Origin of the sequence: Hyunsoonleella sp. 2307UL5-6 (genome assembly GCF_047345485.1) — a bacterium.
Classification (GTDB): Bacteria; Bacteroidota; Bacteroidia; order Flavobacteriales; family Flavobacteriaceae; genus Jejuia.
In genome coordinates this window covers 72,903-86,083 of record NZ_JBLFEN010000004.1, presented here as the reverse complement: position 1 = coordinate 86,083, position 13,181 = coordinate 72,903, and the positions used below count along the sequence as shown (strand labels likewise).

Sequence of the window (13,181 nt, the reverse complement as noted above, 5' to 3'; positions counted from 1 at the left end):
TTTAGTTGTTATTGGGGCGTGTTAACAGGTATGTTGATACTAATACAGAAAAAATACTAGCTAAAGTAGTTATGGTTTGCGAAGCGGTTTGTCCTGCACCAAGTGCTTTTCTTTTAAGCGGCTTAACTAAAATCATATCATTGGGTTGTATGAAATAGTAAGGTGAGGTCATAGCAACCTTGTCTGTTAAATCTATATGGTGTATTTTTTGGCCGTCTGGGTATTGTCTAATTACCAAAACATCAGTTCTATCTCCAGTATCTTTTATATCACCAGCATTTGCTAGTGCTTCAATAATATTTACACGATCTTGAAACAGGGTTAGCACACCGCCACCAGATACTTCACCTGTAACAGTATATCTTAAGCCAGACAATTTCACAGTTATAAATATTTTTGATACATCTTTTAAATATTTGTCTAAAAGTGCTTGTTTTACTTTTTCTTCAATTTCATCTGTAGTAAAACCTAATACATTTATTTTATCAAGTATCGGAAACTCAATATTTCCGTGTAAGTCTACCGTAAAACCACTAAAATATAAACTCTCAGCATTTATAAGACCGCTAGACTGCTCAGTTGGTTGAAAAATCTCTACCAGCTCCTTAAGTTCTTTATCGGTAGATTTTATACTAATACTAAGTATATCATTTACTTGCACTCTGTAAGGTGCAGACATACTTTGTATTTGCGCAGTAGCATCAACAGTTGTACCTTTATCCTGCAAATACACTACATCTTTATTTGAGATGCAAGAATTAAATAAGATACCAAAAATTAGTAGATAAAAACAAACAAATTGCTTCATTTCAAGGGGTTTGAGATATGACAAATATAACCTTTCATCGTGAATAACAAAACTTTAATCGGATTTTTTGGGTTTTTATCTAATATTTCTAAAAACAATATCTATTGAATTATTTAACTGTAGAAAACATAACAAAGTCTTATGGAGAACTTACACTTTTTGAAAATATTTCATTTAGTGTCCATAAAGATCAAAAAATAGCATTTATTGCAAAAAATGGAACAGGTAAAACATCTATATTAAATATACTATCTGGAACTGATGTTGCAGACTCTGGAAATATTATTTACCGTAAAGATATTAAAGTGTCTTTTTTATCTCAAGACCCAAAGTTTGACAGTACACTTACTATTGAAGACACTATTTTAGCTAGCGAAAATCCTATTTTAAAAATTATTGCTAATTATGAAAAAGCTCTTTTAAACCCTGAAGATACCGAAAACTACCAAGCCGCATTTGATGCTATGGATCTTCACCAAGCTTGGGATTTCGAAACCCTTTACAAACAAATTCTTTTTAAGTTAAAACTTGATGATTTAAGTCAAAAAGTAAGCACCCTTTCTGGTGGACAAAAAAAACGTTTGGCATTAGCAAATGCCTTAATTAATAAACCAGATTTACTCGTTTTAGACGAACCAACTAATCATTTAGATTTAGAAATGATAGAGTGGTTAGAAGCGTTTTTTGCAAAAGAAAACATCACTCTTTTTATGGTAACACACGATCGTTATTTTTTAGAGCGCGTGTGTAATGAAATTATTGAGCTAGATGAAGGTGAACTATACAGTTACAAAGGAAATTATTCATACTACCTAGAAAAACGAGATGCTAGAATTGAGCGAGAAGCTGTAGAAACCAATAAAGCAAAGCAACTTTTTAAAAAGGAGCTTACTTGGATGCGCCGACAACCCAAAGCTAGAACCACAAAATCTAAATCTAGAATTGATGATTTTGCCGATATTAAACATAGGGCGCACCAACGTAGAAACGACCATGAAATCCAGTTAGAATTAAATATGGAACGTTTAGGAAGCAAAATTTTAGAGTTTCATAATGTTTCTAAAGCGTTTAAAGATAAAACCATACTCGATAAATTTGAATATACTTTCAAAAAAGGCGAGCGCGTTGGTATCATTGGTAAAAATGGTACAGGAAAAACTACATTTCTTAATATTTTAACCCAAACTGCACAACCAGATTCTGGTAAGGTTATTAAAGGTGACACTGTTAAATTTGGGTATTATACACAAAACGGTATTAACATAAAACCAGAACAAAAGGTTATTGATATTATAAAGGAATTTGGAGACTATATTCCATTAAAAAAAGGGCGACAAATTAGTGCCCAACAACTACTAGAACGATTTTTATTCAGCAGAAAAAAGCAATATGATTATGTTGAAAAATTGAGTGGTGGCGAGCGTAAACGCTTGTACTTATGTACTGTTTTAATTCAAAATCCCAATTTTTTAATTTTAGATGAACCTACAAACGATTTGGATATTGTTACACTAAATGTTTTAGAGAGTTTTCTTTTAGATTTTCCTGGTTGTGTTATAGTTGTAACGCACGACAGGTATTTTATGGATAAAGTAATAGACCATTTATTTGTTTTTAAAGGTGAAGGTGTTATTGAAGATTTCCCTGGTAACTACTCAGATTATAGAGTTTATGAAGATAGCCAACCTATAATTTCAAACACAGCAAATACTGATACTAAAAAAGAAAAACACTCTAAAAAACAAAACGAAGCCTCTAAACTAAGTTTTAATGAAGACAAAGAGCTAAGAAATATTGAAAGTAAACTAAATAGCTTAGCATTTGACAAAAGAGAATTAGAAAGTAAATTTAATAATCCTGATTTAACACAAGATGAGATTAATACACTTTCTGACGATTTACAAAAAATTATTGATACTATAGAACGTAAAGAGGAGCGTTGGTTTGAATTATCGGCAAAATTAGAAGGCTAATTAGATTAAAATGTTTTATCAGATTAAACAGTACATAAAATTCATTTTTAAATCTACTAACCAACATGGTGTTCATTCTCCGTTTATTTACAACTTAATTACCACCTGTTTTTACGATAAAAAAAAGTATCATGATTATAACAAGAGTATAGACTTTAGAATACGCTTAAAACAGACAAATGATAATATTACTGTTACCGATTTTGGTGCTGGTAGCCACAAACTAAAATCAAAATCAAGACAAGTTTCTGATATTGTAAAACATGTTTCTATTTCCAAAAAAAATGCTAGACTTCTGTATCGAATTAATAAGCACTTTGCTTCAAACTCAATATTAGAACTTGGCACATCGTTAGGAGTAGCAACACACGTGTTGGCTTTAAGTAATCCTGATGCTATAATTACAACTATTGAGGGTTGCCCAGAAATTTCAAAATACGCTAAACATCATTTTCAGCAATTACACCTTAAAAATATAGATGTGATTACAGGTGATTTTTTAGAAATTATACCTAAACTAAAACACCCAAAATTTGATTTGATTTTCTTTGATGGCAATCATCAAAAAGAGGCTACACTTATGTATTTTGAAATGTTAATAGATAAAGCACATAACGATTCAGTATTTATTTTTGATGATATTTACTGGTCTAAAGGTATGACGGAAGCTTGGGAGGTTATTAAGCAACACCCTAAAGTAACCGTAACTGTTGATACGTTTTATTGGGGTATTGTTTTCTTTAGAAAAGAACAATTAAAAGAGCATTTTGTAATAAGGACTTAAATGTTTTAAGACATTAGGCTAATCTATCAAATTAATTTCTACTCTTCTATTCCTTGATCTTCCGTAGCTTGTTTTATTACTAAAAATAGGCTTGCTTTCTCCATATCCAACAGTTAATAATCTATTAGAATCTATACCATTACTTACTAAAAAGTCTTTCACCGCATTAGCTCTAGCTTCAGAAAGCACAAAATTTGATGTTTCTTTACCAACACTATCCGTATGCCCTTCTATTGTAAATCCAGCACTTGGATATTCATTTAAAATGGCAATAATTTCACCTAAAACCTGATTAGACTCAGTTTTTATCATTGAAGTACCAGAATCAAACAAAATAGTTTTTGCAAAAGCATTTAACGTTTTTTGAATCTCCTCTGTAACTTCTCCTTCGGGGCAACCATTATTTGGTATAGTACCTGCTTCTTCAATACAATTATCGTCTTTATCGAGAATACCATCACCATCAGTATCTTTCCATGGGCAGCCTTTATTTTCAATAGGGCCTACTTCATCAGGGCATGTATCTTCATGATCTAAAATACCGTCTTCATCTTTATCACCCCATGGGCAACCATTGTTTTCTAATGGTCCAAATTCTTTAGGACAATTATCTTTTTTATCAATAATACCATCTTCGTCTGTATCCTTAGGCGTATTTTTGTAAATGGGTATTTTTAATCCTGCATATACATCAGCGTGTTGGTTATTATCACTGGCTAATGCAGAAATTATTGATCCAGAACCTATATACAAAGGTCCTGCTCGAAGGCCAGCACCCAACCTTAATCCATTACGCTGTACAACACTTAATGGTACATAAAAACTAAACCACTTACTTTGGTATCGTGGCGTTAGCGATACGGTATTTGTAATTCGGTTTGCTGTTATTCTAGTTTTAGATATTAACGATACATCAGTATTAACATTTATAAAAAACTTTGAGTTTAAATTCCAATCTAAATTTACATGAAGTGCAGATGGTAAATCTATTTTATAACCAATACCAGAGCCACCCAACACATAAAACTCATTTAAAAATTCACCAAGGCTTTCCGCATCATCAAAGTCAGCCTCACTTTCGCCTGCATTATTAATACCATAAGCTTCGCGAATACCATCTTTATAATTAACAAATCCAATATCTGTAACACTTAAACCAATTCGCAATTTATAATCGTTTACACCGTTTCCCGAAAAACCATTAGGGTTCCAATCATAAGTTAAACCAAAATCTATTCCGTAACCACTAGAATTACTTGGTGATTCGTAGTTGTAATTATCGGCATCAAACTCTTCAAACCTCCCATAGTTTAGTGTCCCTGACGAAGCAATACGCCCTGTGGTTTCTCCACCACCCAAATCTGTACCATCCGCATCATAAGTAATACTAAAATCTTCTCCAAAAGCATATGCACTTCCCTGTCCTTTTAAATATTTTAACGATATACCTCCTTTCAACTTGTTTTGCTTATTATTTAAAATAGTTCTGGCGTAAGCTAGTCCAAATTCTGTCCAAGCATTTCCAAGACTATTAAATCTGTCTTCATCAATATTAAAATCTCCAGTAGTATCATTATTTATAGACGATATACTTGCACCACTAATATCGTCAGCATTAAAAAAAAGGCGTCCTCTAGTAAAAATTGCTAGTGTACTATTTGCGTTAAGATTAAATAATAATGACGGCCCTAAAACATCAAAATTACCGGCACCTCTATTATTATTTGATGGTGATTGTGTGGGCGCTGAGCTAAAATTATAGCCACTTTTTAACGCATCAAACACATTAACTCCAAAATAGTCGTTACTCGCAAACGCACTTATACCTGCTAGATGTATATCTAATTTATATGGCGAATCAGTAATATTTGCTGGGTTTAGGGTAACGGCATTTACACCACTATAATTATCTGAAGTAAAACCCATATAAGATTGTGCTTCTAAATAATCAGAAGCCGCTAAAACACAGAAAACTAACACATAAAATTTCCTCATAAAGGCAATAATTAAGAGAGTAACAAATGTAATTTTTTTTCTATTAAAGACGCTTTAAATTCTTAACTTTAAATAAAATTACAATTATGTTACTACAGATTATTATCAGTTTTAACTAATATCACTTTTTTTTGGCTAAACCCATAAAACAACGTAAAACGTTTAAGGGCGACTTTAATAAGAAGAAAAAAATGTATTTAAATGAGAACAATACTTATACTATCTATCATTTTTGTTTTGATAAGATTGGTTTCTAACACTTTAAGTAAACGGCGAGAAAAGAAACATAGAGATACCATGTTTAAACGTAGTTGTATGAAGAAAGATAATGACATACACAAAACTGATGTCTAAATATCTCAAAAATTATCCTTTGAATTAGTGCTTTCCCTAGATTTCTCTTAAATTTGATTAAAACATGGCGTTGATTCGCCTTTGCTAAGAAAAAAATGAAAATTTACACAAAAACAGGCGATAAAGGTACTACCGCACTATTTGGTGGTACGCGTGTACCTAAGCACCACATTAGAATTGATAGTTATGGAACCGTTGACGAGTTAAACTCGCATTTGGGGTTAATTAGAGACCAAGACATCAACCAACATTACAAAGAATTATTAATGGTTGTACAAGATAAACTCTTTACAGTTGGTGCTATTTTAGCAACCGATCCTGAAAAAGCTATTTTAAAAAATGGAAAAGAGCGTTTAAATATCGAAAAAATAAAAGCTACCGATATTGAACTATTAGAACAAGAAATGGACGAGATGAATGCAGCTTTACCACCAATGACTCATTTTGTACTCCCTGGCGGGCATCAAACGGTGTCATTCTGTCATATTGCACGTTGTGTTTGCAGGCGTGCAGAACGTTTAGCCTCAGCTTTAAACGATTTAGAACCTTTTGAGGCTAATGCGTTAAGGTACCTAAACCGCCTTTCTGACTACCTTTTTGTGTTGGCACGAAAATTGTCTTCTGATTTACAAGCAAATGAAATTAAATGGATTCCTGAGAAGTATTAATCTTATTAGAATCTAAATTTACAGCTTATTTAAAAAAAGCTGTTATGTTACGTTATTATTAACAAAGCGGAAATAATTTCGAGTGTTTTGAGTACAAAGAGATATGTTCTTTTAATTATTGATTAAATATTTCACTTTTTTCTTGCGTGTTTAAACTAAAAAATTATTTTTGCAGAAAATTAAACATTAAGAAATGTATTGGACTTTAGAATTAGCATCATATTTAAGTGATGCACCATGGCCAGCGACAAAGGACGAATTGATAGATTACGCTATTAGAACGGGAGCACCTTTGGAAGTTGTAGAAAACTTACAGTCTATTGAAGACGAGGGAGACTCGTACGATTCGATTGAGGAAATCTGGTCTGACTATCCAACCGACGAGGATTACCTCTGGAATGAAGATGAATATTAAATATAAAGCATAGCAGCATAGATTAAAAAGTCTCGATTTGAGGCTTTTTTTTTGTCCTATGCAGTAGAAAAAAGTTGAACAAAATGTATCTTTGAAAGTCGCTTTTAAAATCAGTTCTTATTTGAAATTTATGATAAAACAAAATGATAATTTTTTTCTTTATATGAAAAAAGAAATTTAACCATAGCCTAAGTTACGGTTACATTTTATTCTGAAATAGAAAGGAAAAAAGAACGTTTTATTATGGTAATTTTAAATTAGAAATGGTATAATAGCGTGTAGATAAATGACAAAACCTAGGATTTTCCTAGTTAAAATATAAAAATATTATAGTATGGGATTTTTAGATTCGGTCTTAAAAGTATTTGTTGGAGACAAATCGAAACAAGATGTAAAGGCAATATCGCCTTTAGTTGATGAGATTAAAACGTTTGAAAGTGCTCTTGAAAGATTATCGCATGATGAATTAAGAGGTAAAACTGTTGAATTTAAAGCAAAAATTGCTGAAGCTAGAAAAGCTATTGACACACAAATGGCCAACTTACTAGAAGAGGCTGAAAATACTGAAGACATTGATGTTCGTGAAGATATTTATGAGCAAATAGACAAACTTAAAGATGAGGCTTATACAGTTACCGAAGATATTTTAAATAACATTTTACCCGAAGCTTTTGCCGTAGTAAAAGAAACCGCAAAACGTTTTGTACATAATACCGAAATTAAGGTTACCGCTAATGAGTTTGATAGAACACTATCTGGTGAAAAAACATACGTTACCCTAGATGGCGAACATGCTACTTGGGCAAATTCTTGGGATGCTGCAGGAAAACCCATTACTTGGGATATGATACACTATGATGTGCAGCTTATTGGTGGTATTGCTTTACACCAAGGTAAAATTGCCGAAATGCAAACTGGTGAAGGTAAAACACTTGTAGCTACATTACCTGTATACTTAAATGCACTTGCAGAACAAGGTGTACACTTGGTTACTGTTAATGATTATTTAGCAAAACGTGATAGCGCGTGGATGGCTCCTATTTTTGAGTTTCATGGTATGAGTGTGGATTGTGTAGATTACCACCAACCAAACTCTGCAGCCCGAAGAAAAGCTTATAATGCAGACATTACTTACGGTACAAATAACGAATTTGGTTTTGATTATTTACGTGATAACATGTCGCACTCTCCTGAAGATTTAGTGCAACGACCGCATCACTATGCAATTGTAGATGAAGTAGATTCTGTATTAGTGGATGATGCCCGTACACCTTTAATTATTTCTGGACCAATACCAAAAGGAGACCGTCATGAATTTAATGAGTTAAAGCCAAAAGTTGATGATATAGTTTCTGTACAACGCAAGTATTTAACTGGTGTTTTAGCAGAAGCTAAAAAATTAATTAAGGCTGGTGATGATAAAGAAGGTGGCATTCAATTACTACGTGTATATCGCGGTATTCCTAAAAATAAAGCATTAATTAAGTTTTTATCTGAAGAAGGTGTAAAACAGCTACTTCAAAAAACTGAGAATTTCTATATGCAAGATAACAACCGCGAAATGCCAAAGGTAGATGCGGATTTATACTATGTAATTGAAGAAAAAAATAACCAGATTGAATTAACTGATAAAGGTGTTGAGTACATTTCTGGTAAGGATAATCCTGATTTCTTTGTAATGCCAGAAATAGGTATTGAAGTTGCTAAAATTGAAGAGCAAAATCTTGAAAAAGAAAAAGAGGCTGAACTTAAAGAAGAGTTATTTAAAGAATTTGGTGTAAAGTCTGAACGTATACATACACTAAACCAGTTATTAAAAGCTTACGCTTTATTTGAAAAAGACACGCAATACGTGGTTATGGATAATAAAGTAATGATTGTTGATGAACAAACGGGGCGTATTATGGATGGGCGTCGTTATTCTGACGGGTTACACCAGGCCATTGAAGCTAAGGAAAATGTAAAGATAGAAGATGCTACACAAACCTTTGCTACTGTTACATTACAAAATTATTTTAGAATGTACCGCAAACTATCTGGTATGACGGGTACAGCGGTTACAGAAGCTGGAGAATTTTGGGAGATCTATAAATTAGATGTTGTTGAAATACCAACAAACCGCCCAATAGCCCGTGATGATAGAGAAGATTTAGTATATAAAACCAAACGTGAAAAATATAATGCAGTTATAGATGAGGTTACTAAATTATCGCAAGCTGGTCGTCCAGTATTGATTGGTACAACATCAGTTGAAATTTCTGAGTTACTTGGTAAAATGTTAAGCATTCGTAAAATACCGCACAATGTATTAAATGCAAAACAGCACAAAAAAGAAGCAGAAATAGTTGATGAAGCTGGTAGAAGCGGGCAGGTAACTATAGCAACAAATATGGCGGGTCGTGGTACCGATATTAAATTATCTGACGAGGTAAAAGCTGCAGGTGGTTTAGCCATTGTGGGTACAGAACGTCATGATTCGCGTCGTGTAGATAGACAGTTACGTGGTCGTGCAGGACGTCAAGGAGATGTTGGTAGTTCTCAATTCTATGTATCTTTAGAGGACAATTTAATGCGTTTATTTGGTAGTGAACGTATCGCGAAAATGATGGATAAAATGGGATTAAAAGAAGGTGAAGTCATTCAACATTCTATGATTTCAAAATCCATTGAACGCGCACAGAAAAAGGTTGAAGAAAATCAATTTGGAGTTCGTAAACGCTTATTAGAATATGATGACGTTATGAATGCACAACGTGAAGTGGTGTACAAACGTCGTTATAATGCCCTAAACGGTGAGCGTCTTCGTGTAGATTTAGCAAACATGATTTTTGATACTTCTGAGGGTATTGCAGAAACCAATAAAGGTGCTAACGACTATAAGAATTTTGAATTTGAATTGATTCGTTACTTCTCCATGAGTGCGCCTATATCTCAAGAAGAATTCGAAAAATTATCAGCACAAGATATAACTTCGAAAATATACAAACTTGCTTTTGAGCACTACAGAGAAAAAATGGAGCGTAATGCTGAATTAGCATTTCCTGTAATTAAAAATGTATACGAAAATCAGCGTGATAAATTTAAGCGTATTGTAGTACCATTTACTGATGGCACAAAGAGTTTAAATGTAGTAACAGATTTAGAAAAAGCATATGAAACCGATGGTAAACAGTTAATTACCGACTTTGAAAAGAATATTACGCTTGCCATTATTGATGATGCTTGGAAAACACATCTACGTAAAATGGATGAGCTAAAACAATCTGTACAATTAGCAGTACATGAGCAAAAAGATCCTTTATTAATTTATAAGTTTGAAGCGTTTGAATTGTTTAAAGCTATGATTGACGAGGTGAATAAAGATGTTATCTCTTTCTTATTTAAAGGTGAATTACCGCAAGAAACACAAGACACAATACAAGAAGCGAGAGCTAGAAAACGTGAAAAAGTAGAGACTTCTAAAGAAGAAATTCCTAATTTAGATGAACGTTCTGCACAAAACAGAGCCGCTGGTAACACACAGCGCCAGCAACAACAAGTTATAGAAACCATTGTACGTGATAAACCAAAAATTGGACGTAACGACCGTGTAACTATAAAACACGTTATGAATGGCGAAAACAAAACTTTAAAATACAAACAAGCAGAACCTTTACTTGCAAAAGGTGAATGGGTTTTAATTGAAGATTAAATACTTTTTATTCAAAAAGTAGTCTTATTTATAATTTAAAATCCCAATAACTAAAATTAGTTATTGGGATTTTTTTTATAAAAAAATCAAATTTTATACTGTAATTAATCGAACTAACTTCATCTTCAAAAAAGTTCTTAAAATTAAATTACTACGTCTAGGTATTATGTGATTTAAATCAAATACTTAAGTAGCTCTTAATTACGGCATCATTAAATTAGTTATGCACACTATATACAAATAACAGTAGAATTCCGCAATAGAATCCATATCTTCGGCAACATCAAAAAATATCTTATTCGCTTTAAATAAAATTAACACATGGATTTTACTAACCCATTAGTATATGGCATACCTTGTTTTTTAGGTTTAATATTAGTTGAACTTACTTATAGTAAAACGCATGACCACGATACTTTATACAACTGGAAAGATTTAGCTTCTAGTATTACAATGGGTTTAGGCTCTGTAGTTTTAGCACCACTTATTAAAACAATTTCTGCAATTATTATTTTTAATTATTTATATGAATTGTTTAACCCTATGGTGGATGGCGTAAGAACTAACATTATGGGTTGGCAATCTTTTGGTTATTCTTGGCCCGTTTGGTTGGCATGCCAGTTTTTAGATGATTTTACATATTACTGGTTTCACAGGCAAAACCATATGATTCGTTTTTTGTGGGCAGCACATATTGTACACCATTCTTCCGATAATTTTAATCTAGGTACAGCCGTTAGAAATGGCTGGTTTACAATTTTATACAAGCCGTTATTTTATATGTGGTTGCCAGCTGTAGGTTTCCCTCCAGAAATGGTAATTGTATGTTTGGGCATAGAAGCATTATGGCAATTTCAGCTACACACGACCTACGTGCCTAAACTTGGAATTATTGAAAAGATATTTAATACGCATACCATGCACCAAGTTCACCACGCTAAAAACCTAGAATACATGGACAAAAACCATGGTGGGTTTTTAAATATTTTTGACAAAGTATTTGGCACTTGGAAGGCGTTAGATGAAGATATTGATATTGCTTACGGTGTTACTAGTCCACCAAATTCATACAATCCTTTGGTTATCTTAACACATGAATACAAAGATATCTGGAGAGACATGAAGAAAAGCTCAAACCCGTATCATAAATTTATGTATGCTTTTGGACCACCTGGTTGGAGCCACGACGGTAGTACACTAACTATCAAACAAATGCGTAAAGAAATTGCTAAACAGAACTAAAAGAAATAGTCGCAATTATGAAGGAGGTAAAAAAAATTATTGAACATTTACAGTTAAACCTCATCCCGAAGGCGGTTATTTTAAAGAAACGTATAGAAGCAATGGTGTAATTTCTAAAGCAAATTTAAGTGCTGAGTTTAGCGGTGATAGAAATTATTGTACAGGTATCTATTTTTTATTACCCTCAGATACGTTTTCAGCATTTCATCGGATAAACCAAGACGAGATGTGGCATTTTTATAAAGGTACCACACTTACATTACACGTAATTTCTCCAGAGGGCGACTATTCAAAAATTAAGATTGGAAATACAATTAGAGATAACGAAGTTTTGCAATTTGTAGTTCCAGCAACACATTGGTTTGCAGCAGAAGTTTCATCAAAAAATAGTTATGCGCTTTTAGGTTGTACCGTTTCTCCTGGGTTTGATTTTAGAGATTTTGAAATGCCAGAACAAGAAAAGCTACTATCCTTATTTCCACAACATTCAAAAATAATCACAAAACTTACGCGCGCCATCTAACCCCATAATAAAACTTCTGGGTTTGGGCAATTCTCCAAATAAAAAGGTAAATCGCTTTTAGCGCTCACTCCAGGATAATCTCCAAAATAATCTTGTATATCTTTTATAATTTGAAAATGTAAATGCGGTGGATAATCACCATTTATTGAAGTATCACCTAAAGTTGCAATTTGTTCACCTTGTGTAACGGTATCTCCAACGTTTAAATCCTCAATAGACGCTAAACTTAAATGCCCATAGAGTGTGAAAAAATTAACTTCGAAACTATGATGCTCTAAAATTAGAGTTGGCCCATAATCACCATAATTCCTGTTATTTTTAAAGCTATGTACTGTACCGTCTAAAGGTGCTAAAATAGGAGTTTCAGTAGCACACCAAAAATCCATACCTAAATGAATGTTACGTTTATTTTGATTATCAACATCAAAATAAGTACTCCTGTCATAGATAGTTCTTACTTCATTATAACCACCAAAAGCTACTAAAGCGTTATGTTTTTTTAAATAAGAAGAGATGTATTTTGAAAACTCACAAGATGAAGACACATTTATATCTTGTACATCTGGATTATTTTTTGATAGGTTTAAAGAAGTATATTTTGCTATAGGAATAGAAGCATCTATAACGCGAAGAGGTTTAGGACTGATATTTTTTAAAACATCTAAAAATTTACTTGAGGTCATTAAAACTTACATTTCTTCAAAGCTAAGAATACAAATTTAATTTTA

The 13,181-nt window shown here is 32.7% G+C and carries 11 protein-coding genes; 8 read left to right on the top strand and 3 right to left on the bottom strand.

Annotated features, from left to right (window positions below; genetic code table 11):
• Position 1: 1 nt before the first annotated feature.
• Positions 2–808 (bottom strand): polysaccharide biosynthesis/export family protein, encoded by an 807-nt coding sequence (locus tag ACKGJY_RS08455; protein WP_413973445.1) that lies wholly within the window; start codon positions 806–808, stop codon positions 2–4.
• 104 nt (positions 809–912) lie between these two features.
• Here ACKGJY_RS08455 and ACKGJY_RS08450 point away from each other — a divergent pair, with 104 nt between their 5' ends.
• Positions 913–2,781, top strand: coding sequence for an ABC-F family ATP-binding cassette domain-containing protein (locus ACKGJY_RS08450; RefSeq protein ID WP_413973444.1), 1,869 nt, complete (start codon positions 913–915; stop codon positions 2,779–2,781).
• A gap of 10 nt (positions 2,782–2,791) precedes the next feature.
• A complete protein-coding gene (locus tag ACKGJY_RS08445) occupies positions 2,792–3,565 on the top strand; it encodes an O-methyltransferase (protein WP_413973443.1) in 774 nt (257 codons plus the stop codon).
• A gap of 18 nt (positions 3,566–3,583) precedes the next feature.
• Here ACKGJY_RS08445 and ACKGJY_RS08440 read toward each other — a convergent pair whose 3' ends face one another.
• Positions 3,584–5,560 (bottom strand): DUF5723 family protein, encoded by a 1,977-nt coding sequence (locus ACKGJY_RS08440; protein WP_413973442.1) that lies wholly within the window; start codon positions 5,558–5,560, stop codon positions 3,584–3,586.
• A 201-nt stretch (positions 5,561–5,761) separates the two neighbouring features.
• Between ACKGJY_RS08440 and ACKGJY_RS08435 the strand changes: the two genes are divergently transcribed.
• The 6 genes from ACKGJY_RS08435 to ACKGJY_RS08410 all read left to right on the top strand — a co-directional run bounded on the left by ACKGJY_RS08435 (position 5,762) and on the right by ACKGJY_RS08410 (position 12,453).
• On the top strand, positions 5,762–5,914 hold the full coding sequence (locus ACKGJY_RS08435; RefSeq protein ID WP_413973441.1) for a hypothetical protein: 153 nt from the start codon (positions 5,762–5,764) through the stop codon (positions 5,912–5,914).
• A gap of 95 nt (positions 5,915–6,009) precedes the next feature.
• Complete coding sequence (locus tag ACKGJY_RS08430; RefSeq protein ID WP_413973440.1) at positions 6,010–6,582, top strand: cob(I)yrinic acid a,c-diamide adenosyltransferase; 573 nt, start codon at positions 6,010–6,012, stop codon at positions 6,580–6,582.
• 193 nt (positions 6,583–6,775) lie between these two features.
• Complete coding sequence (locus tag ACKGJY_RS08425; protein WP_019387375.1) at positions 6,776–6,997, top strand: DUF2795 domain-containing protein; 222 nt, start codon at positions 6,776–6,778, stop codon at positions 6,995–6,997.
• A gap of 334 nt (positions 6,998–7,331) precedes the next feature.
• Complete coding sequence (gene secA, locus ACKGJY_RS08420) at positions 7,332–10,688, top strand: preprotein translocase subunit SecA (RefSeq protein WP_413973439.1); 3,357 nt, start codon at positions 7,332–7,334, stop codon at positions 10,686–10,688.
• Between the two features lie 321 nt (positions 10,689–11,009).
• Positions 11,010–11,930, top strand: coding sequence for a sterol desaturase family protein (locus ACKGJY_RS08415; RefSeq protein ID WP_413973438.1), 921 nt, complete (start codon positions 11,010–11,012; stop codon positions 11,928–11,930).
• 109 nt (positions 11,931–12,039) lie between these two features.
• Entirely contained in the window at positions 12,040–12,453 is a 414-nt protein-coding gene (locus ACKGJY_RS08410; RefSeq protein ID WP_413973750.1) for a cupin domain-containing protein, read from the top strand.
• Here ACKGJY_RS08410 and ACKGJY_RS08405 read toward each other — a convergent pair.
• The gene (locus ACKGJY_RS08405; protein WP_413973437.1) at positions 12,450–13,136 is read right to left on the bottom strand and encodes a peptidoglycan DD-metalloendopeptidase family protein; all 687 of its coding nucleotides are present in this window, start codon (positions 13,134–13,136) and stop codon (positions 12,450–12,452) included. The two genes, ACKGJY_RS08410 and ACKGJY_RS08405, sit on opposite strands and share 4 nt — an antisense overlap.
• Positions 13,137–13,181: the final 45 nt, after the last annotated feature.